We start from the raw sequence: 22,265 nt of genomic DNA on the forward strand, positions 1-22,265 counted from the left end.
GGAGGACTGTATACAGACTAAGAAAGAGGGATGGCCGTTGAAACGGACAACAAAGATCGCGTTAGGAATAGCAGCAGTTATGATAGCTGCACTTCTCTTTATTGGAGCCCGCATAACCGGATACCGGGGCGACAATGGCGTCAGCGCCGATTTTCCCGATAAACCGGTCACACTGATCGTACCTTATGCTGCCGGCGGGGGAACAGATACCACCGCGCGGGCTTTGGCTAAGGCTGCTGAGAAGGTGCTGGGACAGCCGGTAATCGTACTGAACCGGACAGGCGGCGGAGGTTCCGTCGGACTGATGGAAGGTGCGAATGCTAAGGCTGACGGCTACACGGTCACTTTTTTGCCGGCGGAGCTGACGATTCTGCCGCATCTGGGACTGCTGCCGATTACTTATGAGAAGTTTAAACCGATCGCCCAGACAAATTTTGATCCTTCCGCCATTACCGTAAGAGCCGAAGCGCCATGGCAAACTGTGAATGAATTTCTCGACTTTGCGAAAGCGCATCCAGGCGAATTGAAAATGGGAAACGCAGGAACAGGGAGCATATGGCATTTAGCTGCCGTAACATTGGAACGGGAAACAGGTGTGAAGTTCGCCCATATCCCCTTTGAAGGTGCGGGACCGGCTGTCTCTGCTTTGATGGACGGCTTTGTCGATGCGGTACCTGTAAGTCCGGCCGAGGTAAAGAAGTATGTGGATGAAGGAAAGCTGCGGATGCTGGCAGTCAATGCCGACAAACGCTCAGAAGCGCTGCCTGATGTGCCCACACTGGAGGAACAGACCGGAGTACATGTGAACTTTACCGGTACGTGGAGAGGGCTTGCAGTACCTAAGGATACGCCGGATGCCATTTCGGAGCTGCTGGCAGAGGCCTTTATTAAAGGGACGGAAGACCGTAACTTTCGCGAAGCTATGACAATGAACGGGCTTGGACTGCTGGTTAAGGACGGTAAGGCGTTCTCTCGGCAGCTCAAAGAAAGCGATGATTTATTCTCACGGATGATTCCGGAGCTTGGACTGAGCCGTAACTGAGATGAAGGTGCGGCCGGGCAACAACATAAGATGAAAGGTATGATTAACTAATATGAAAATTAAAAAGACGCTCGACCGGATCCCCGGCGGCATGATGCTGGTACCGCTGTTTCTGGGGGCGATTATCCACACGGCTTTCCCTAATGCGGGTGAATATTTCGGCGGTTTCACCAAAGGACTTATGACCGGTACGGTGCCGATCCTTGCTGTATGGTTCTTCTGTATGGGCGCAGCGATTGATGTGCGGGCGACTGGAACGGTACTGCGCAAATCCGGAACACTGGTATTGACCAAAATTGCCGTAGCCTGGGTTGTGGCCATCATTGCCATTCAGTTTCTTCCTGAAGGCGGCGTTAAGAACGGCTTCTTCGCCGGCTTATCAGTGCTTGCTATCATCTCGGCAATGGATATGACCAACGGCGGCTTGTATGCCTCCATTATGCAGCAATACGGCACCAAGGAAGAATCCGGCGCGTTCGTGCTGATGTCCCTGGAATCCGGCCCGCTCGTAACCATGCTGATTCTCGGCAGTACCGGTGTAGCCGTGTTTGAACCGCATGTATTCGTAGGTGCTGTACTTCCGTTCCTGGTCGGCTTCCTGCTGGGTAACCTTGACCACGACCTGCGCGCTTATTTCGGAAAAGCGACACAGACCCTCATCCCGTTCTTCGGTTTTGCACTCGGCAGCTCGATTGACCTTGGCGTCATCCTGGATACAGGCCTGCTGGGCATTCTGCTCGGTCTCGCTGTTATTGTGATCACTGGTATTCCGCTGATCTTTGCGGACAAGTACATCGGCGGCGGCAATGGTACAGCAGGACTGGCCGCATCCAGTACCGCCGGAGCAGCTGTCGCGAATCCTATGCTGGTGGCTAACCTCAAGCCGGAGTTCCTGCCTGCGGCCGAAACCGCAACAGCGCTTGTAGCCGCATCCGTTATTGTGACCTCCATTGTGGTTCCAATCATTACCGCTTACTATTCCGACTATATGAAAAAGAAGAAACCGCCGGTGTCAGAGGGGCCTTCTGATGTTGGAACACCGAAAGCTGCTGTTTAAATAATTCTTATAACAACGATAATAATATAATTTATAAAATGGATCTATTTGCTGCATAACCCTCCGTACGCATAATGGCGTAATGCGGAGGGTTCTTTGTGTGCCCTGTTATCCCCTGTTAAAGTTGGTACAGCCGCTTCAGCCTGCACTGTCGTAATCTTGCTCTCCTGTTCCCGAAACCTGCATAAGCCGGGGGCAATCGTTTATACTGGCGGTATGAGGTGATGAGAGTATGGAGCAGGCATTATTTGAGCGTATTTATGCTTCAGTAGTGAACCGCGAGCCGACCTATGACGGCGTTTATTATACGGCAGTGCTAACGACCCGTATCGTCTGCCGACCGTCCTGCCGGGCCAGGACGCCCAAAGCGGAGAATGTGGAGTTTTATCCGTCTTTGGAAAAAGCGGTCCGGGCGGGCTTCCGCCCGTGCAAGCGGTGCCGGCCCGAGGAGGGCGGCACACTCCGTCCGGATGCGGTGCTGGCCGCCCGGGCGGATGCCGTTATGGAGGCCCGGCTGGGTGAGAAGCTGACGCTGGCGAAGCTGGCTGAGGAACTTGCGGTCAGCCCGTTCCATCTGCAGCGGACGTATAAGCGCGTGGCCGGTAGTTCCCCGGCCGCGCGGCTGGACCAGCTGCGGTCGGACAAAGTGTGTGAGCTGCTGGCCCGAACAGATATGCCGGTTGCCGAAATCGGCAGGGCGGCGGGCATTCAGAGCGCATCGCATTTTGCCGCCTGGTTCACGCGCAAGAACAGCCTGTCACCAACGGAGTACCGCAATCAGATTAAGGGAGGGAAGGCTCATGAGCCGAATCACGAATAAACCGGAAACGGCCGGGAACCGGAGGAAAGCTGCTGCCAGTCCGGTCACAATCTATCATCATACCGTGAATCTAGGAGGCAGGGCATGGACGCTTTGGGCGAGCGCCAAGGGGTTGATCCGCGTTTCCTATGAACAGGATCAGGGTCAGCTCCCTGCGGGCTGGCTGAACCTCCATGCTCCTTCCGCAAAGCTTGAGGAGAATGCAGGCGTTTTTGCGGAGATGGGTGTTACGAGTCTGCTTGAACGCTATTTTGCGGGTGAAGCTGTCAGCTTCGGCAGTCTGCCGCTTGATTTGTGGGGAACCCCTTTTCAGCAGGAGGTCTGGAAAGGGCTGCTGCAGATCCCGCACGGGCAGCTTGCTACCTATAAGGAGCTTGCGGTGCAAATCGGCCGTCCGCTTGCAGTGCGTGCCGTAGGTGCAGCCAACGGACAAAACCCGATACCGGTTATTGTGCCGTGCCACCGGGTAATCGGGGCAAACGGCACCCTGACCGGTTACCGGGGCGGGCTGAAGCTGAAGCAGGAGCTGCTGGCACTGGAGGGAATTACGCATGTGGGGGCGCAGGGACATGAACGATTTGCTTTTTGAGCTGCCGCTGCCGGATTATTTTGACTTGAAGGCCTGTCTGGCCTATATGAACCGCTCCCCGCTGGAGTGCCTGTTCCGCCCGGACGATGAAGGGGTTAACCGGCTGTTTATACTGGAGGGGGAGCCGCTGCTGGTCCGGCTGACAACGGCGGCGGAACAGCCTCCGCGTCTGCAGGCTACGCTGCTGAGCGGGGCTGTTCCTGGAGCGGAGGCCACGGCTTGGCTGGTCCGCTATATAATGGAGTGGTTTGATCTGGAACGTGATCTGGCTCCGTTCTACGGGATTGCGGACCGGGACCCGCTGCTGCAGCCGCTGGCTGTGAGCGAAAGGGGGCTGCGGATTATCGGCATCCCTGATCTGTTCGAGGCCTTGTGCTGGGCCATTCTCGGCCAGCAGGTCAATCTGGCCTTTGCCTACAGGCTCAAGCACAGGCTTACTGCCGAATACGGGACTTCATTAGAACATGAAGGACACACGTATTATCATTTTCCCGCACCTGAGGTGTTCCTGGGGGTCACCCAGGAGGAGCTGTGCAGCCTGCAGCTGACCCGGAATAAAGCGCGGACGGTGCTGGAGGTTGCCGCCCTTATCGCCGGAGGCGGCCTGAGCCGGGAGGAGCTGCTGGCCCTGCCCTCGCCGGAGGAAGCGGAGGCGCGCCTGCTGAAGCTCCGGGGAATCGGCCCGTGGACCTCGCAATATGTGCGGATGCGCTGCCTGCGCGATACAACCGCTTATCCTACAGGCGATGTCGGCCTGCAAAATGCGGTCAAATTCCTGACCGGTATGGACCGCAAGCCTACGCCTGCGGAGCTGCTGGAGCTGGCGGTGCCCTGGAAGGGCTGGGAAGCCTATGCCACCTTTTATTTGTGGCGGGCGCTTTATTGAGCCAAGCCCTGCTAACCCGGCCAGGCGTTTACTTCAGCAGCGGCTCCGCCAGCCGGACCATCTCTTCCTTGCTGAAGAACTGCCCGCTCATCTCGTCTATCTGGTATTGATAGGTAGCCCCATCCGGTGCCTCAGCAGTCCAGGTCAGGCTGTTGCCGCCTTTGTAGCGGGTGTAGATCAGATCTGTGCCTCCGGAAGTCAGCTTCTCGGCGGTGAACGCAACCTTTTCATCTACGTATGCTGTAGATGTTCCTTCCGTTTTGCTTATACTAACAGTTACTTCGTCATCTCCCTGCCGGTAGGCGGCTTTCACATTAAGCAGCTGATCTGACAGCCCGACCGGAAGCATGGCATACCCCTTACCCGACTCTTCTGCCTGCTTACGCAGCTTGTCTGTTATAGCTGCCGCTTCTTCTGGAGCGGGCTTGAGCGGCTCATATCTGACGGAGGCGCTGTGGAAGGCGTAGCCGTCCGGAAGCTGCCCGGCAAGGCCGAGCTCCTGTCCGGCCAGCTTGGCCTGCAGTACAGACCATTCACTGTAGAACACCGGCTTGGACCGCGTGTCTGTTACCCCGTCCGGGTTATGTGCAGTGACATAAAAAATGGCTGCCGTACCGTCCTGAAGCAGCTGCTCCCCGAGATCACGGGTGTAATCCAGCCGCTGAACCGTTTCCTCCTGCTGAACAGGGAATTCTGCAGCCGGCTTAACCTGATAGGTCAGCTCTCCGTCCTTATTCTTCAAGCTTTGATAATGTACTGCGGCAAATCCGGAGGACGCTGTCAGCAGCAGCCCCGTCATAACCAGTACGCCTACTTTGTATTTCATAAAGAACCTCTCCTTTGTCTGCTTTGTGGCATATAACCGTTCCATCACCCTGCCGGACACATCCATTTCTGCTGGTGCGGCCTTAAGAAGGATGTCTTTCAATTCCTTGTCGTTGTAAACCGGCATAGCGGTCCTCTCCCTTCGCATTTGAATAGTATTTGCGGAACTTCTCCGCTGCGCGTTCGTACTTCTTCCGCAGCCGGGCACTGTTCTGCTGCAGAATCAGGCTGATATCCTGATAGCTCATCTCCTCCACCGACCGCAGGATAAGCAGGTTGCGTTCCTCTGCCGACAGCTTGGCCATAGCCCGCTGAACCTTTTCGTCCAGATACTTGGCTTCAATCTGCTGGTCTACCGGCCTGTGCTGCGTCTCATCCTGATAAAACAGCTTGAGTGCCTTGCCCAGCTTCCTTTTGCGGAGCACATCGACGCACTGGTTATAGGCGATTTTGTACAGCCAGGCTCCAAAAGGCACTTCGGGATTATATTTGTCCAGGGAGCGGTAGGCTTTGAAAAAAACCTCCTGTGCGCTGTCCTCTGCCTCCGGATAAGAGCCGAGCATGTGATAGCAGTAGAGGATAATCGGTTTCTGGTAAGCAAGCACGATGCTTTCAAATTTTCCGGTATCCCCGGCCAGAACTTCACCGACAGTCCGCTGCAGTTCCGTATTTTCCAAGGCTGTTCACCTCCTTTCAATCTGTACAACGGAGCAGGCAGCGGGAATGTGACATTTTTTCTGAAAAAGCGGTTTGGATGGGTTCTTACCGCAGATGGCAGGATACTGTGATTAGTTTAAACGAGATTTAAACTTCCCCAGCTCCGGATTTTAACCTGAGCCTTATACAATGAGGAAAAGAATCAGGATAAGGAGCAAGGGATGCAATGAAAACGAAAAAAAGAGTTAAATGGAAGAGGCTCATCCGAAACATCATACTATCCGCTGGCGCAATTCTGCTGCTGGTAATGTCGTTTAACTGGTTAATGACCCGGTATGAGCACAAACAGTATCCGGCATGGGGCCGGTATGTTGAAGTGAAGGGTAAGAAAATGCATGTGTACACCAAAGGGACGAAGGGCAACACCATCGTAATGTTGCCGGGACTGGGGACGGCTGCACCTGTGCTTGATTTTGAACCTTTGATTAACGAGCTGTCCAGGCAAAATAAGGTTGTAGTGGCTGAGCCCTTCGGATATGGCTGGAGCGATTTGACCGATGAAGAGCGGACGGTGGACAACTTAGTGGAAGAACTGCGCAGCGCACTCCGGCAAGCGGGCATCGAGGGGCCGTATACCCTGCTGTCCCACTCGGTGTCCGGTATTTACAGTATGTATTATGCCAATAAATATCCGGAGGAAGTTGAAGCGATTGCCGGGATCGATATTACCCTGCCTCAGGCAGTGAAGTATTTCGGGGAATCTGTCCCGCGGATGCCTGGATATATGAGTCTGATTGCGCCCGGTGGTCTAGTCAGAATTGCCACGTATATCATTCCGTCAGAGATCGTCCCGGTTGCAGAAAGCGGCACCTATTCCGCGAAGAATCTAAAGCTGACCAAAACAATCACGGCCTGGAAGGCTTATAACAGCAATGTAGTCAATGAAGCCAATGAAATTGAACATAATATCCGTGTCACGCAGGAGATGGCTTATCCGCCCGATCTGCCTGTGATCATCTTTGCGGCAGAAGCAGATAAAAGCAAGATAAGGGAGGACGGCAAGTCCAATATCACCTTCTATGAATCACAGCTCAGAAATGTACAACACCATAAGCTGATTGCTTTGAAAGGGCATCATTACCTGCACTGGACGCACTACAAGAGAATAGCTGATGAGGTAAATGCATTCTTGAGAGATTCCTTGGGGCACACTGGTTCATTGAGCGACAAGTAAACGTAAAAAAGACGACCTTACTCCCCGGTGGGATAAGAGTCGTCTTTTGCTGTATTTGTTCACCCCTGCCGTTTCGTGAAAATCTGGAAGGTAACGCCAAACTTGTCGGTCACCATGCCGTAAGCGGGGCTGAAATACGCCGGTCCCAGTTCGATGTCAACCTGTCCGCCCTCTTTCAGGACGCTATACAGCTGCTCTGACGTTTGCGCCTCACTGGTGGAGATGCACAGATTCAGCCCGTTGCCGGTCTGCCGCGTCTGTCCCGGTTCCAGGTCCGCTACGAACATTGTGGTTTCACCGATGCGGAGCACGGAATGGGCAATCCGCGCCTTGTCTTCGTCAGACAGAGGCGTATCGTGATCAAGCGGGCCTTCCCCCACTGTCTGCATAAAAAGCAGCTCCGCGCCCAGACTCTCCTGATAAAACGAAATCGCCTCGCGTGCTGTTCCTTCAAGCATAATAAACGGATTTACTTCTATAGACATTATATAATCGCTCCTCCGGCGGTAGATTTGCCCGTTCATCCGGGCTATGCTTGTATTGTAAATGTTAATAGTGACAACTATTGTCACAAATAAAAAAGGAATGGAGGCCCTGCCATGTCCAAATCAAAACGGCTGCTGGATCTCATGATGACAGTCAACCGCAAACGTAAATTTACCGTCAGGGAGCTGGCCGATGAATTTGGCGTGTCCACCCGGACCATGCTCAGGGATCTGCAGGAACTGAGTGAACTTGGCGTGCCGCTGTATTCAGAGGTAGGGCCGCACGGAGGCTATCAGGTGTTGAAGGAAAGGATTTTGCCGCCGATAGCGTTTACGGAGGAGGAGGCGGTGGCGATTTTTTTTGCCAGCCATGCGCTGCGCCATTATGAGTATCTGCCCTTTAAAGAAGCGTCGTTCTCCGCGTTGCATAAATTCTATCACTACATGCCCGGAGACGTACGTGACCGGATAGATGAAATGAAGCACCGGATTGACTTCGTAACCCCGGCGCGTCAGGCGGAATTCCCTTTCCTGTCTGTCCTGCTGGAAGCGGCCATAGACCAAAAGGTGCTGCTTATCGGCTATGAGTCAAGGGGAGAACGCAGGCTGCGTCCGGTTCAGCCAATCGGCATTTATGCGAGCAACGGGCTGTGGTACTGTCCGGCCTATTGCTTTCTGCGCGGAGGAATCCGCGTGTTCCGCTGTGACCGGATTGATGCCGTTGAGGAAGAGGCTTCAGGCTATGAGCCGCTTGACCTGCGCCGGGTTCATCTGGGGAACAGGCATGAGTATGCGGCAGAAGGGCAGCCGGGAGGACGGTCTGATGGGGCGGAAGCGCCAAAAAACCGGAGCAAGGTCCGGCTATACGCAGAGCTGACAGCTGAAGGGGTACAGGCCTGCGAGGCGGAGCTGTGGTCGGCTTCGCTGCTGCATATCCGTGCCGGCGGCACCGGCTGGCTGGAGGGAGAGGCACCGGCAGAGGATTTGCGCTTCTTCGCCCGTTTCTTTACCGGACTGGGCAATGAGGCGACGGTTCAGGAGCCGCCTGAGCTGGTGGAAGAGCTGAAGGCGATGCTGGAAGAGATGCTGCGAAAATACAGCTGAGCGGCCGGACCGCAAGCTAAAATGATGGGGCGCAGCAAGCTGAGCGGTTTGTTCAGCCCAGCCATACCTCAGCCAGCCGGCGGATGCCTTCGCCGATCCGTTCTTCCGGGATTGCCCCGAAGCCCAGAATAAACTCCGGGGCATCCTTCCGGCGGGCCTCTCCTCCGGATTGCCCCCACCATGTATAGGACATCGGGGTCACGCGGATTCCGGCAGCTGCAGCTGTGTCTGCCAGCAGGCGTGCGTCACCTTCGCGGTTCAGCCGGAGCAGAAGGTGGAAGCCTGCTCCCTGACCGCGTATTGCCGCTTGCTCCCCGAAATGCAGATGGATGGCCTGCAGCAGAGAATCATGCTTCTTCTGATAGAGCAGCCGCATCCGCCGCAGATGTCTGGCGAAATGCCCGCGCTCCATGAAATAATGCAGCGCGATCTGGTTCAGCCGCGAAGCGGAGTGCTCCAGGTACAGCTCTCTTGCCAGGTTACGGTAAGCCGGGAGCAGCTCCTCCGGCAGCACCATGTAGTGTACACAAAAGGCAGGGGCAACCGATTGGGCGAAGCTGCCCATGTAGATCACCCGGCTGTTCTCCATAAGCCCCTGCAGCGAGGGAACCGGCCTGCCGTGATAACGGAATTCGCCGTCGTAATCATCTTCGATGATATAGCCGCCCGTGGCTCTGGCCCAGTCCAGCAGGGCATGGCGTTTGGCTATGGACATAATCATCCCGCAAGGAAACTGGTGGGAGGGAGAAATGTATACAGTGCTGGCGCCGCGGACACGCAGCTGTTCTATATCAAGCCCGTCTTCCTGCAGCGGAACCGGAATGATCTCATAGCTGTGGGCAAAAGCAGCCGGCAGCAGATGATAGCCCGGATCTTCAATGCCGAGCCGCCGGTTGCCGCCGGGCAGAATATGGCACAGCAGTGAGCAGAGCAGATGCTGGTCGCCGCCGATCACGACCTGCTCCGGGGTGCAGCGCAGCCCCCGGAACTGCCGCAGATGAGCTGCGATACTCCCGCGCAGGGCCGGCTCGCCCTGCGGGTCGCCATACTGCAGCAGATCGGGATTGGCCAGCTGCTCCTGAAAGAGGCTGCGCCAGATTTTGTGGGGAAACAGCGAGAAATCATTTTTGGAAATATGAAAATCATAGAGGTACGGCTGCGGGTCACGAGGCGTGATCGGCGGGGCAGGCAGAGAGGAGCGGCCTGCATCCGCTTCCGTAGCACCTGCTTTTCCGCTCAGCACGTGCATCGGCAGTACAGCATACCCGCTGCGCGGCCGGCTGGCGATAAAACCTTCGGAAACCAGCTGCTGGTAGGCCAGCTCAACCGGAGTGGCGCTGATATTCAGCTGTCCGGCCAGGGCGCGGATGGAGGGCAGGCGTGTGCCTGCAGGCAGTGCGCCGCCGAGAATCTCTTTTTTGAAATAGTCATACAGCTGGATGTAATACGGAAGTTTGCGGTCTTCGCTAAGCATGGGGTTTATCAGCATAAGATTCTCACATCTGTCCTTTATAATTAGCTTGTTTTGTATATTTTACAGAATACAGATCTGCAATACCATAGAGCTATAAATGAAGACAGGGGATGACATAATGGGCAAGCAATCAGGTTTGTTGACAGGAGAACGGGTGTATCTGCGCCCGCTGAACGGAGAGGATGCCGAAGTATATTACCACATGTTCTTCGGGGAGGAGACACGCCGGCTTACGGGAACGCAGAAGCACATCAACAAAGAGCAGATCAGTGCCTATATCGGCCGCAAGGCGGGAGATGACAGCGGAGTGCTGCTGCTGATTGCCCTTAAAGAGAACGATGAGGTCATCGGCGACATCGCCATACAGGATATGGACCGGGGCAACCGGACTGCCAATCTGCGGCTGGCTATCGGAGAAGAGCGGCATCAGAACCGGGGATACGGGCGGGAGGCGCTGCTGCTGATGCTGGAGTACGGCTTTGGCATTTTGAATCTACACCGGATTGAGCTGGAGGTCTACACCTTCAACAGCCGCGCTGAGCATGTCTACGAGAGCGTCGGCTTTGTAAGGGAGGGCGTGCGGCGGCAGACGCTTTTCTATAATCATGAGTACCATGATGTAGTGATGATGAGCATGCTGGAGCAGGAGTACCGCGAGCGATATGTACAACAAAGATCAAAATAGGTCAAAAAAGTTGAAAGATAAAAATAAGCGTTAAAAAACAGGCCGAAATGCCGGAATTTCCCGGTTTTTCGGTTTTTTCCGGTTTTGAGCCTGTGCCGGGAGCGCGCTATAATAAAGCCATAAGAAAGATCAAATAAAGTCAAAGTCAAAGTCAAAGCAGCAAACAAAAGTCGAAGAGAGGAGAATGAAACATGTTTGATTTGGTCCCTTTTGGAAAACGCAGAGATGATGTATTCGGTGCTCTCACAAAGTCTTTACATGATGTCTTTAATGATGAGTTTTTTGCCCCGATGACCGGCGGCAGCGCCCTGTCTTTCCGGACAGATATCCGCGAGAGTGAGCAGGCTTATCTGATTGAGGCTGAACTGCCGGGCTTCAACAAGGACGACATCGACATTGATTATTCGAGCCCTTATCTGACAATCAAAGCGGTGCGTAAGGAAGACAGCAGCCGGGAAAATGAGGACCAGCAGGTTGTGCGCCGGGAACGCCGTTATGGTGAGTATGTGCGCCGCTTCTATGTGCAGGATATTAACGGGGATGACATCCGGGCTTCGCTGAAGGACGGGCTGCTGAGACTTGAAGTGCCTAAGCGGCAAAAGCCCGCAGGCAAGCGGATCGAAATTCAGGACCACGGCAACGACGGGCAACAGCTTCAGTAAGCTGTCCAAGTCTGCGCGGAGTGCTGAAGAAGTACGGAGTTCGGGACAGCGGCTTAATGCTCGTTGTCCCCTCTGGGCTCCGCAGCATCAGCGGCTTCACCGGGCTTTTTATATAGCAGTTCATACAAAGGCGCATTGTAGTGGGGATACCGGCTATAGTGCGTCTTTTCTGAATAAGCTGTAAGAGATGACATGCAGAGTCTAAGAAAGGAGAGGATCGCCTTGGCGGCTAAAAATTACTACGATGCGCTTGGCGTAAGCAGACAGGCGGGCAGACAGGAGATTAAAAAGGCTTACCAGAAGCTTGCGAAGCAGTGGCATCCCGATGTGAACAAGGCTCCGGAGGCGGAGGCCAGATTCAAGGAGGCCGCGGAAGCCTACGAGGTACTGGGCAATGAAGAGAAGCGGGCAGCCTATGATGAGGAGCTGCGCTATGGGGCTGCCGGCGGCTGGCGCGCCGGCGGTCCGTCCCCGGGCGGGCAGTCCGGCTGGGAGTCTGCGTTCGGGGCAGGCCGGGGCGGTGCTTATTCCGCTTCGGGCAGCGGGATTGATGAAGAGGACCTGTTCGGGATGTTTTTTGGCAGCCGGGGGGCGGCGGACCGGGCAGGGTTTGATTTTTTCGGCGGTTTTGGCGGAGGGCAGGGAATGGCCCAGGCCCAGCTGGAGATTAGTCTTGAGCAGGCCTATAAGGGCGGCAATGTCACGGTGCAGGTCGGCGGCCGGGAGGTGACGGTCAGCATACCGCCCCGCTCCTCCGAGGGAACTGTGATCCGAGTACCCGGCGGGTCCAGCCAGAGCGAGGATCTGCTGATCGTCCTGCAGCTTGCGCCGCACCCAATCTACGAGACGCAAGACGGGGATTTGCACGGCACGGTTGAAATTGCGCCATGGCAGGCGGTGCTTGGCGGAGATGCCAAAGCGCCGCTGCCCGACGGCAGCAGCATCAGGCTGAAGATTCCGGCCGGAACGGCAGGCGGCCACACACTTCGCATACCAGGCAAGGGGCTGAAGCGCCAGAACGGAACGAACGGCGATATCCTGTTCCGGCTGGAGATCGTCATTCCGGCGGAAACTGGCGAAGCCGAGAAGGCGCTCTACCGCAAGCTGGCTGATGCAAGCGGCTATCAGGCCGGAGTAAAGCGCGGCAGCACCGGGACACGGCGGCAGAATGCGGCTAGGGGCTGACCGGCCGGGCAATGATTATAGAAGGAATAAGGACCGAATGACATAAGAAATCGTTCTCTCATGAAAGGTGATGAAGACATATGGACTTTAACAAGTTAACTCAAAAGCTGCAGGAAGCGGTCGCAGCAGCCCAATCGCTGGCGGCGGCTGCCGGGCACCAGGAGATCGACAATCTCCATCTGCTGAAGGCGCTGCTCCAGCAGCAGGAGGGCCTGCTGCCGAGGCTGCTGCAGAAGCTGAATGCTCCCGCAGCCGAGCTGCTGCGCGGTACCGAGGAGCTGCTGCAGCGGAAGCCGAGTGTCAGCGGCTCGGGCGCCGGCACCATGCGGCGCTATGCGTCAGCCTCCTTAATTGAAGTGCTGGAACAGGCTGAGAAGGAAGCAGCCGCGATGCATGACGAGTTCGTGGCCGTTGAGCACGCCGTACTGGCTATGGTATCGGACACGGGCAGCGGCAACCGGGAGCTGCGCGGCCTGTTTACGAGCCGCGGAATTACACGCGACAAGCTGCTGGCTGTACTGGCGGAGATCCGCGGCCACCAGCGGGTGACCAGCCGGGAGCCGGAGGCAACCTACGAGGTGCTGGAGAAGTATGGCCGTGATCTGGTCGCTGAGGTGCGGGCCGGCAAAATCGACCCCGTCATCGGACGTGACGGTGAAATCCGCCGGGTGATCCGCATCCTCTCCCGCAAGACCAAGAACAACCCGGTGCTGATCGGGGAGCCGGGGGTCGGGAAGACGGCGATCGTCGAAGGTCTGGCCCACCGGATTGTCCGCCGGGATGTGCCTGAGGGACTGAAGGACAAGACGATATTTTCGCTGGATATGAGCGCTCTGGTCGCCGGTGCGAAGTACCGGGGCGAGTTCGAGGAGCGGCTGCAGGCCGTGCTCAAGGAAATCCGCGAGAGCAACGGGCGGATTATCCTGTTCATCGACGAGCTGCATACCATTGTCGGCGCGGGCAAAACGGAGGGCGCGATGGATGCCGGCAATATGCTGAAGCCGATGCTGGCACGCGGGGAGCTGCACTGTATCGGAGCAACCACGCTGGATGAGTACCGCAAGTATATCGAGAAGGACCCGGCGCTGGAGCGTCGCTTCCAGCAGGTGCTGGTCAGTGAGCCGGACGTTGAGGACACCATCTCCATTCTGCGCGGGCTGAAGGAACGGTTCGAGGTGCATCACGGGGTCAAAATCCATGACAGCGCCCTGGTTGCTGCGGGCGTGCTGTCGAACCGCTATATCACCGACCGCTTTCTGCCGGATAAGGCGATCGATCTGGTGGACGAAGCGTGCGCGATGATCCGTACCGAGATTGACTCGATGCCGGGTGAGATGGATGAGGTTACACGCCGCCTGATGCAGATGGAGATTGAAGAAGCGGCGCTCAAGAAGGAAACGGACGATGCCAGCGCCCGCCGGCTGGAGAATCTGCAGCGGGAGCTGGCCGATCTGAGGGAGAAGCATCTTACCATGACCGCCCGCTGGGAGAAGGAGAAGTCGGCCATTCAGGGCATCCGGGACCTGAAGAAGAAGCTGGAGCAGGCCCGCAAGGAGCTGGTAGATGCCCAGGAGATCTACGACCTGAACAAGTCGGCCGAGCTCAGCTACGGCATCATCCCGGAGCTGGAGAAGCAGGTGAAGGCTGCGGAGGAAGCGGCGCAGCATGATCAGGAGAGCCGGCTGCTGCGCGAAGCCGTGACGGAGGAGGAGATCGCCGATATCGTGTCCCGCTGGACCGGCGTCCCGGTCAGCAGGCTCGTAGAAGGTGAACGGGATAAGCTGCTGCGGCTGGAGGAGACGCTGCATGAGCGGGTAGTCGGCCAGGAGGAGGCCGTCTCGCTGGTGGCCGATGCCGTGCTGCGCGCCCGGGCCGGGATCAAGGATCCGAACCGTCCGATTGGCTCGTTCCTGTTCCTCGGGCCGACCGGGGTCGGCAAGACCGAGCTGGCGAAGGCGCTGGCGGTCTCGCTGTTCGACCGGGAGGACGGCATGATCCGCATCGACATGTCGGAGTACATGGAGAAGCACAGCGTCTCCCGCCTCGTGGGTGCGCCTCCGGGCTACATCGGCTATGAGGAAGGCGGCCAGCTCACCGAGGCGGTCCGCCGCCAGCCGTATACGGTTGTCCTGCTGGACGAGGTCGAGAAGGCTCATCCGGATGTGTTCAACATCCTGCTGCAGCTGCTCGATGACGGGCGGCTGACCGATTCGCAGGGCCGGATTGTCGATTTCAAAAATACGATCGTCATCATGACCTCGAACATCGGCTCACCGCATCTGATCCAGGGAACGGATGACAACGGTGATCTTACCCAGGTGGTCAAGGACCGTGTAATGAAGGAGCTGAGCGGCCATTTCCGTCCGGAATTCCTCAACCGGGTGGACGACATTGTTATGTTTAAACCGCTGACGATGGCGGAAATCGGCCAGATTGTCGTCAAGCTGGCTGACGGCCTGCGTCTGCGCCTCGCTGAGCGCGGCATCGGGCTTACGCTTAGCGATGCCGCTGTGCGCTTCATCGCCAAGGAGGGCTTCGACCCGGTATACGGGGCCAGACCGCTGAAGCGGTTCATCCAGCGCAGCCTGGAGACACCGGTCGCGCGGGCGCTGATTGCCGGAGAAGCGGAGGAAGGCTCCGTGCTGGCCGTCGATGAGACGGACGGCCAGCTGAGGGTTGCTATCCGGCAGCCGGAGCCTGCTGGTGCTGCGGGCAAGGCGTGAGCGGGCAGTATGTCGCTGGCCTGTTTGATCGCGGTGAATATGTGCGGCTAACCGACTAATGATGGTTGCGGATATATGAGTTACCTAGCTGGAGAACGTGTCGGATGTTGAGCTGCCCGGCTGGTTTTCGTAGCGAATATATACAACAGCCCTGCTGTAGAGCCGCCACAGGCTACGGGCCGGGAGCTAGACTAGCGGGATCTTTGCGGCATGGGCTCAATGGCTTGTTTAACGGCTGGCGTATAGTTAAGTGCTTGGACAAACGGCGGTTGTCAGCATTTCAGCATTCTCCATATCGAATAGCTGCACTTTGTACAACTAAACAGGCCGGAAATCCGGCTCTTTCAGATATAGCTGCACTTCGTGCAGCTATATCTGAAGTTTTCAGCCCAAAAAGCCCGTTGGCGGACTTTTAATTGCACAAACTGCAATTAAAGGCCGCTACGGGCTTATTCTGGTTAGGAATAGTTGCACAGAGTGCAGCTAAACTGCAGATTAGGATGTTCGGCCAGCCGAATTAAGCGATACGTGGCTGACCGTCATTCAACCCAGGGAACCAGCTTGGGCTGCTGGTCGAGGATGGACTGATACTGCTCCTTCCAGCCGTATTGGCCGTCGGGGTCCAGCAGCATGTAGCGCAGGTACTTATCGAGCCGGTACTCCGGCTTGGACCAGCCCAGATGCTTGAGCCGCAGGTTGCTGAGCTGGTGGGGCAGCTCAAAAATATTCTCCGGCAGCCGGCCGCAATGCTGCGGTGTGTCATTCCACACATAGGCGAATTCCTCCCGGTAGCGCAGCAGAAACGGCCGGTAGCTCTGGTGGGAGCGCCAATAATTGTCCTCGCGGTAATGATTGTCGTCCCAGAAATCATACAGCCGGAAGCAGAACAGGTCGCAGCTCTCCTCCTGAAGCAGAAGCCCGATGTCACGGGCGAAACGGCCTTCAAACACCTCGTCGGCATCGAGGCTCAAGATCCATTCGGGATTGGTTTTGACAACTTCCTCCCACTGCTGTATGCGCAGCTCGGCTTCATTATTAAATTTGGAGACGTCATTACGCACCAGATGAAGCGGGATGCCGTGCAGCACTTCACGGCAGATGTCGCCCGTATTGTCGGTGCTGCCGTCATCAATAATGACGGCCTCGTCTATATATTTGCGGTGCTCCTGCAAAACCTGCCGCAGAAAGCGCTGGCTCTCGTTTTTGACCACCATCGTCAGCGTGAGCTTGGGCCGCCGGGCTGCCGCTGGCTCCGCCGTCCCGTCCGCCGGGAGAGCCTTACGGAGGTACTCTTGGGCCTCTGCCGCAGACCATAACCCGTCCGCCGGACCAGCTCCATCATTCGTCTTGTTCCTGCTCCCGTCCGCCGGACCAGCTCCATCATTCGTCTTGTTCCTGCTCCCGTCAGCAGAGCTAACTCCGCCATCCGCCTTGCCCCCGCCTAACGTGTCACCGCTGTGGGCTGCACCAGCTCCGCCCGCATCCGCCTTACGCCCGGCCTCTCCCATACTGTCCCTGTCTACAGCCGCTTCACGCCCGGCCTCTCCCATACTATCCCCGCCCGCAGCCAGCTCCGCTGACGTCTGCCGGATATAATCCGTGACCTTCTCCAGATCACTGTCGCGGTACAGGTGCAGCGCTGGATAGTGGGTATCCACATACAGCGGGATGCCGAGTGCAGCGGCTCGGATGCAGAAATGGCGGTCCTCGCCCCAGTACGAGATGTTGCGGATCATATCATAGCTGACCCCGGAGCTGATCGCCCGCCGGCTGATCAGGGTGCAGGCGCCAAGGCCGCCGACCTCATAAACGCCCGGCTCCTGCAGCTTGGCCAAAAAGGCGTGAAACCGCCGGTTGATCTCCGTCTGGCTGGGCTTTTCCCCGGGCAGAATCTCCCACTGGTTGTATTCATCGTGCATCCAGACCTGCGGCTGCAGCATCGTACCTGGCTGCCACTGGGTCCAAAAAACCTCGGAGATAATATCCTTTCCCGTCCCGATCAGATGCAGCAGGGTATCGGGGTGGAGAATCAGATCGGAATCGATCAGGAACAGATGGTCATAGCCAAAGGCATCGGCCCGGCGGATCATCAAATTTTTGAACCCGGCGACCTTCCAGACCAGATCGGAGTTCCAGTAATGGGTAGTGTCATTGCGGATATAGGCATCATGGAAGCCTGAGGACTGCAGAAAAACCTCGCTGCCGGGCGGGGCGAACTGCTGCAGCAGCAGGCTGGAGGCGCTATCCCCGTTGTCATCGATAAAATAGTAATCCAGCGCTATTCCGTCACGGCGGAGGCGCAGAAGGGAATTCAGGAACTGCTCCAGGACTTGCGGCTTCTGATGGATCGGGCTGCCGAGCAGCACGCGGATTGTCGTCTCACTCATGGCCTGGCACTCCAGTGCAGGGTTATCATAATTGTACATCCCCTTGTATATGCAAATAGATGATATGAAATATATGTATTCAATATATTGAGAGAAGTACTAGACTAATCCTGATTTTTTGCAGCCGCGAGGAAATTTATGGATTGGTTCTTTGGGAAGGGCTGTTGTACAATACCGCATAGGCAGATGTGAACCTTACATAGGGATGAGAGGAGTGGGGGAAATGGAGCAGTCACCCCTGAAGGTGGAGCAGCTGATCAAGCTGCTGCTGGCGATGAATCCGCGCGCCGAGGTGTACTGGCATGATGCAGACGGGCAATACAGGGCGCTTTTGGATGAGGACATAGAGGAAATCTACGCACCGGAGAAGGCGGCCAAGACGATCGTTCAGTTCGGAAGCCCCCGCAAGCCCGGGCCAGTGGAGGATACAATATGAAGCGGGCGGAGATTACGCTGGAAAAAGGGCAGGTTATCGGGCTGGAGCTTTATGAGCAGGATGCTCCCGGTACAGTGGCCAATTTTGAAAAGCTGGCGAACAGCGGCTTCTATAACGGGCTGACCTTTCAGCGGGTAGTCCGGAATTTCGTAGCCCAGGGCGGATGTCCGGATGGTACGGGACGCGGCGGTACGGAGAAGATTCCCTGTGAAACGCAGAACAATCCGCATAAGCATGTGCGCGGGGCGCTGTCGATGGCGCATTTCGGGCCGAATACAGGCAGCTGCCAGTTTTTTATCTGCTATGACACCTTTGATTATCTGGACCCGTGGCATACGGTGTTCGGAGGCGTGATTTCCGGGATGGAGCATGTGGATGCGCTGAAGCGCGGCGATATTATACGGGAGATCAGAGTAATAAAAAAAATCAATGATTGTAATTCCGAGTATTCCGATATATAATTCAGAAACAGAAAGTGATATTGCTCACAACATGGAGGAGAGAGAGACATGAAAAGAGGGTTATCTGGAATTGCCGTTTTAATGCTGTTAACATTTTTGATTAGTGCATGCTCCGGCGGAAACAACGCAGCATCGAACAATACAAGCGAGACACCGGCGGCTACTGAAGCAGCTGCCAGCACAGAACCGAAAGATGGAGGCAGCCTGATTATCGGGGTAGCTTCCGATCCGCAGGTGCTGAATCCGAATTACGCAGGCGACCGTGTCAGCCTGACTATTGACCAGGCGCTGTACGCGCCGCTGTTCCAGGTGAACAATGGCGAGAAGACCTTTTACCTGGCAGAAAGCCTGACCCCTTCGGAAGACAACCTGACTTACACACTGAAGCTGAAGGATGGCCTGACCTGGCATGATGGCGAAAAGCTGACTGCTGATGACGTGGTATTCACGATCGACAGCATTCTGGACGAGAAGCAGAACAGCTTCCTGCGCGCCAACTTCCTGATCAACGATCAGCCGATTACAGCTACCAAGGTGGACGATCTGACAGTTGAGTTCAAGCTTCCGCAGGTCAGCCCGGCGTTCGAAGCAACACTGGTGCAGGTATCCCCGATTCCGAAGCATATCTTCGAGAATGAAGCCGATATCGAGAAGAGCACAAAGAATGCTTCTCCTGTAGGCTCCGGCCCGTTCAAATTCAAAGAGTACAAGGCTGGCGAGTATCTGACGCTGGAGCGTTTTGATAACTACTTCGGCGGCAAGCCGCATCTGGATTCCGTAACGTACCGTATTGCCAAGGATGCCAACGCGGCTAACCTGGCCCTGCAGAACGGCGAAATCAATGTGCAGTACCTTGATCCTAAAGATGTAGCGACGATTCAGGCAACCAACAACTTTGAAATTCTGCCTTACAGTGAAGGCCGTCTGGCGTACCTGATGTTCAATGCGAACAGCGATACCGGCGCACTTGCCAAAAAAGAAGTCCGTCAGGCGCTGTCCCTGGCCCTCAGCCGCGATGAGCTGATCCAGACCGCGTATACCTCCAGTGAATATGCAGATCCGGCCAAGTCTTTCCTGACCCCGGATGCCCTGTACTTCACCAATGACGTAACCACCTTTGATAATGATGCTGCAAAAGCTAAGGAACTCCTGGCAGCTGCCGGCGAAAGCAACCTGAAGCTGAGATACATCGTGCAGAGCGGCAACAAGGCACAGGAGGCCATCTCCCTGTACGTTCAGCAGAAGCTGAAGGAAATCGGCGTTGAAGTTGAACTGCAGAACATGGATTCCTCCGCATGGGTACAGAAGTTCATCGACCTGAAGGCTACTGATTATGAGCTGGCTTTGACCGGTTACATTATGGGCTATGACCCGGATGCATACCGCATTCTGTTCACTACCGGCGCTTCTTCCAACTACTCGCACTACTCGAATCCTGAAGTGGATAAGCTGCTGAATGAAGGCGCAGGCGAAGCAGACACTGCAAAACGCGGCGAAATCTACAAGCAGGTTCAGGAAACGATTGCTGAGGATGCACCGATCTATCCGATCGCTTATACTAAGACTGTTGTAGCTGTATCCAAAAACTACGGCGGCATCGACGAAGCTGTCCTGAAGCCGGTCGTTATTTTCGAAGACCTGTCCAAGATCTATCAGAAATAAGTACAATACAAAATAAGCACGGGAAAAAATAAGCTGGACCTCCAGCTTATTTTTTTGCCGATCATGAGCTGGGAGAATTACGTATGAGACAACTCATCGTCCGCAGGCTTGCGCAGACCATTCCGATGCTGTTTTTCGTATCGGTTGTCTGCTTTGCCATGATTAAGCTGGCGCCGGGAGATCCGGTGCTGTCCTTTGTTACACCTAATATGCATGCCGATGATATCGAGCGGATCCGCCATAACCTAGGTTTGGACAAACCGGCCTATATACAATATTTTATCTGGTTAGGCGAGCTTGTTCAGGGCAATTTCGGCTACTCCCTGGTTAACCACCAGCCGGTGCTGGATCAGATTCTGGAGCGTCTGCCTGCTACAGCGGGCCTGATGGGCAGCGCGATTGCGCTGGCCGTACTGCTGGCGGTTCCGCTCGGCCTGATTGCCGGAGCGAACCGCAACCGGTGGGTGGATAAGCTGGTTAATCTGATTGCCTATATCGGCATTTCCGTTCCGCTGTTCTGGCTGGCGATTCTGCTGATGTACCTGTTCGCGATCAAGCTGCACCTGCTGCCGAGCATGGGCATGCGCACGATTGGCGTAGAGTCCGCCGTTGACGTGCTGAAGCACGGCATACTGCCCTGCACCGTCCTGGCCTTCGGCTTCCTTGCAACCTATGTACGCTATATCCGCTCCAGTACCATCGGGCAGCTGAAGGAAGAATATGTGCAGATTCAGTATGCCTTCGGGTCGAAAAAATCAACGATCCTGTTCCGGCATGTCCTGAAGCATGTACTGCTGCCGGTGATTACGCTGCTTGGTATGTCCATGGGCGATCTCGTCGCCGGGGCGATTGTGACGGAGACCGTCTTCAGCTGGCCGGGGATCGGCTCGCTGGGAATGACGGCTGTCCGGGGGATGGATTACCCGGTCATTATGGGGATTACACTGTTCTCGTCGCTGATGCTGATCATCGGCAATCTGGCTGCGGATATTCTCTACAGCTTTGTAGATCCGCGCATCAAATTAAAGGGGTGACCTCATGAATCGCAGTAAATGGAAAAACCTGCAGTCCGAGCTGTTTACGAACGGTCTGGGTGTCGCCGCGCTCGTTATATTGGTTGTCTTTACGCTGGGGGCGATTTTTGCCTTTTTGTCCGGCTATGATCCGAATGCAATGGACGCGATGAACAGGCTGACACCGCCGGGCAGCGCCCACTGGTTCGGGACGGATGATTATGGCCGCGATTATCTGGCGCGTGCGCTCTACGGGGGGCGCGTCTCCCTCTTGGTCGGCTTTGCTTCAATGATTGTTGCCACTGTAATCGGTGTGGCCGTAGGCGTTGTCAGCGGCTATTTCGGCGGCTGGCTGGATAATCTGCTCATGCGGATGCTGGATATTATCATGTCGATTCCTTCCTTTCTGATTCTGCTGCTGCTCAGCGTGTTCCTGAAGCCAAGCGTCGGCAATATCATCATTATTATTGCCCTGCTGATGTGGATGAGCGTGGCCCGTGTCATCCGGGCGGAGACGCTCACGATCAAGGAACGTGAATATGTGCTGTACGCCAAGGCTTCGGGCCAGAGCGCTTCCGGCATCATCTGGCGGCATATTCTGCCGGGCCTGATTCCGGTAACGATTGTAGGGGCAACGAACAACATCGCTTCAGCCATTATGATGGAATCCTCGCTGAGCTTCCTCGGCTTCGGTGTACAGCCGCCGAACGCCACCTGGGGCAGCATGCTGAACAGCGCCCAGGGCTATATTGCCCAGGCGCCTTATCTGGCGCTGTTCCCTGGGCTGATGATTCTGCTGACAGTGCTGAGCTTCAATGTGCTGGGCGATATTTTACGGGTCGGCTTTGAACCGAAGCTGATCCGGAGATAGGAGAGTG

Annotated in this window: 21 protein-coding genes; 16 read left to right on the plus strand and 5 right to left on the minus strand. The window is 56.0% G+C overall.

Features of this window, described 5'->3' with window-relative positions:
* Positions 1–79 precede the first annotated feature (79 nt).
* The 5 genes from AC4G46_RS01305 to AC4G46_RS01325 all read left to right on the plus strand — a co-directional run bounded on the left by AC4G46_RS01305 (position 80) and on the right by AC4G46_RS01325 (position 4,394).
* Positions 80–1,042 carry a tripartite tricarboxylate transporter substrate binding protein gene (locus AC4G46_RS01305; protein ID WP_491128762.1) on the plus strand — a complete coding sequence of 321 codons (963 nt, stop codon included), beginning with the start codon at positions 80–82 and terminating at the stop codon, positions 1,040–1,042.
* Between the two features lie 52 nt (positions 1,043–1,094).
* Complete coding sequence (gene kdgT / locus AC4G46_RS01310; RefSeq protein ID WP_491126342.1) at positions 1,095–2,099, plus strand: 2-keto-3-deoxygluconate transporter; 1,005 nt, start codon at positions 1,095–1,097, stop codon at positions 2,097–2,099.
* Positions 2,100–2,331: 232 nt separating this feature from the next.
* The gene (locus AC4G46_RS01315; RefSeq protein WP_491126343.1) at positions 2,332–2,919 is read left to right on the plus strand and encodes a bifunctional transcriptional activator/DNA repair enzyme AdaA; all 588 of its coding nucleotides are present in this window, start codon (positions 2,332–2,334) and stop codon (positions 2,917–2,919) included.
* Positions 2,900–3,508 (plus strand): methylated-DNA--[protein]-cysteine S-methyltransferase, encoded by a 609-nt coding sequence (locus AC4G46_RS01320; RefSeq protein ID WP_491126344.1) that lies wholly within the window; start codon positions 2,900–2,902, stop codon positions 3,506–3,508. Before AC4G46_RS01315 ends, AC4G46_RS01320 begins: the two co-directional genes overlap by 20 nt.
* Positions 3,489–4,394, plus strand: a complete 906-nt coding sequence (locus tag AC4G46_RS01325; RefSeq protein ID WP_491126345.1) for a DNA-3-methyladenine glycosylase family protein — start codon at positions 3,489–3,491, stop codon at positions 4,392–4,394. Before AC4G46_RS01320 ends, AC4G46_RS01325 begins: the two co-directional genes overlap by 20 nt.
* Before the next feature lie 28 nt (positions 4,395–4,422).
* On the opposite strand, the gene AC4G46_RS01330 is transcribed toward AC4G46_RS01325, so the two are convergent.
* Together AC4G46_RS01330 and AC4G46_RS01335 are read right to left on the minus strand one after the other, a co-directional pair.
* Positions 4,423–5,220 (minus strand): hypothetical protein, encoded by a 798-nt coding sequence (locus AC4G46_RS01330; RefSeq protein ID WP_491126346.1) that lies wholly within the window; start codon positions 5,218–5,220, stop codon positions 4,423–4,425.
* Positions 5,221–5,302: 82 nt separating this feature from the next.
* Positions 5,303–5,896: an RNA polymerase sigma factor gene (locus tag AC4G46_RS01335; protein WP_491126347.1), complete on the minus strand. Its 594-nt coding sequence runs from the start codon at positions 5,894–5,896 to the stop codon at positions 5,303–5,305.
* A 206-nt stretch (positions 5,897–6,102) separates the two neighbouring features.
* Here AC4G46_RS01335 and AC4G46_RS01340 point away from each other — a divergent pair, with 206 nt between their 5' ends.
* Complete coding sequence (locus AC4G46_RS01340; protein WP_491126348.1) at positions 6,103–7,110, plus strand: alpha/beta fold hydrolase; 1,008 nt, start codon at positions 6,103–6,105, stop codon at positions 7,108–7,110.
* Positions 7,111–7,169: 59 nt separating this feature from the next.
* On the opposite strand, the gene AC4G46_RS01345 is transcribed toward AC4G46_RS01340, so the two are convergent.
* A complete protein-coding gene (locus tag AC4G46_RS01345) occupies positions 7,170–7,595 on the minus strand; it encodes a VOC family protein (RefSeq protein ID WP_491126349.1) in 426 nt (141 codons plus the stop codon).
* A 114-nt stretch (positions 7,596–7,709) separates the two neighbouring features.
* On the opposite strand from AC4G46_RS01345, the gene AC4G46_RS01350 reads away from it, so the two are divergent.
* Positions 7,710–8,699 (plus strand): helix-turn-helix transcriptional regulator, encoded by a 990-nt coding sequence (locus AC4G46_RS01350; RefSeq protein WP_491126350.1) that lies wholly within the window; start codon positions 7,710–7,712, stop codon positions 8,697–8,699.
* Positions 8,700–8,751: 52 nt separating this feature from the next.
* On the opposite strand, the gene pdxR is transcribed toward AC4G46_RS01350, so the two are convergent.
* The gene (pdxR, locus tag AC4G46_RS01355) at positions 8,752–10,188 is read right to left on the minus strand and encodes a MocR-like pyridoxine biosynthesis transcription factor PdxR (protein WP_491126351.1); all 1,437 of its coding nucleotides are present in this window, start codon (positions 10,186–10,188) and stop codon (positions 8,752–8,754) included.
* A 103-nt stretch (positions 10,189–10,291) separates the two neighbouring features.
* Between pdxR and AC4G46_RS01360 the strand changes: the two genes are divergently transcribed.
* The 4 genes from AC4G46_RS01360 to clpB all read left to right on the plus strand — a co-directional run bounded on the left by AC4G46_RS01360 (position 10,292) and on the right by clpB (position 15,428).
* A complete protein-coding gene (locus AC4G46_RS01360) occupies positions 10,292–10,858 on the plus strand; it encodes a GNAT family N-acetyltransferase (RefSeq protein ID WP_491126352.1) in 567 nt (188 codons plus the stop codon).
* A 191-nt stretch (positions 10,859–11,049) separates the two neighbouring features.
* Positions 11,050–11,520 carry an Hsp20/alpha crystallin family protein gene (locus AC4G46_RS01365; protein WP_491126353.1) on the plus strand — a complete coding sequence of 157 codons (471 nt, stop codon included), beginning with the start codon at positions 11,050–11,052 and terminating at the stop codon, positions 11,518–11,520.
* 222 nt (positions 11,521–11,742) lie between these two features.
* Positions 11,743–12,705 (plus strand): DnaJ C-terminal domain-containing protein, encoded by a 963-nt coding sequence (locus AC4G46_RS01370; protein ID WP_491126354.1) that lies wholly within the window; start codon positions 11,743–11,745, stop codon positions 12,703–12,705.
* Between the two features lie 80 nt (positions 12,706–12,785).
* Complete coding sequence (gene clpB / locus AC4G46_RS01375; RefSeq protein ID WP_491126355.1) at positions 12,786–15,428, plus strand: ATP-dependent chaperone ClpB; 2,643 nt, start codon at positions 12,786–12,788, stop codon at positions 15,426–15,428.
* Positions 15,429–15,967: 539 nt separating this feature from the next.
* On the opposite strand, the gene AC4G46_RS01380 is transcribed toward clpB, so the two are convergent.
* A complete protein-coding gene (locus AC4G46_RS01380; RefSeq protein WP_491126356.1) occupies positions 15,968–17,815 on the minus strand; it encodes a glycosyltransferase family 2 protein in 1,848 nt (615 codons plus the stop codon).
* Positions 17,816–18,038: 223 nt separating this feature from the next.
* Here AC4G46_RS01380 and AC4G46_RS01385 point away from each other — a divergent pair, with 223 nt between their 5' ends.
* The 5 genes from AC4G46_RS01385 (at position 18,039) to AC4G46_RS01405 (ending at position 22,258) form a co-directional block, all read left to right on the plus strand.
* A complete protein-coding gene (locus AC4G46_RS01385) occupies positions 18,039–18,251 on the plus strand; it encodes a hypothetical protein (protein WP_491126357.1) in 213 nt (70 codons plus the stop codon).
* Positions 18,248–18,712: a peptidylprolyl isomerase gene (locus AC4G46_RS01390; protein ID WP_491126358.1), complete on the plus strand. Its 465-nt coding sequence runs from the start codon at positions 18,248–18,250 to the stop codon at positions 18,710–18,712. The genes AC4G46_RS01385 and AC4G46_RS01390 overlap by 4 nt, the downstream gene beginning before the upstream one ends.
* A 48-nt stretch (positions 18,713–18,760) precedes the next feature.
* Positions 18,761–20,374 (plus strand): ABC transporter substrate-binding protein, encoded by a 1,614-nt coding sequence (locus AC4G46_RS01395; protein WP_491126359.1) that lies wholly within the window; start codon positions 18,761–18,763, stop codon positions 20,372–20,374.
* Positions 20,375–20,457: 83 nt separating this feature from the next.
* Entirely contained in the window at positions 20,458–21,408 is a 951-nt protein-coding gene (locus tag AC4G46_RS01400; protein WP_068727040.1) for an ABC transporter permease, read from the plus strand.
* 4 nt (positions 21,409–21,412) lie between these two features.
* Positions 21,413–22,258, plus strand: a complete 846-nt coding sequence (locus AC4G46_RS01405) for an ABC transporter permease (RefSeq protein WP_491126360.1) — start codon at positions 21,413–21,415, stop codon at positions 22,256–22,258.
* Positions 22,259–22,265 lie beyond the last annotated feature (7 nt).

This window comes from Paenibacillus sp. fava2 (assembly GCF_058313675.1).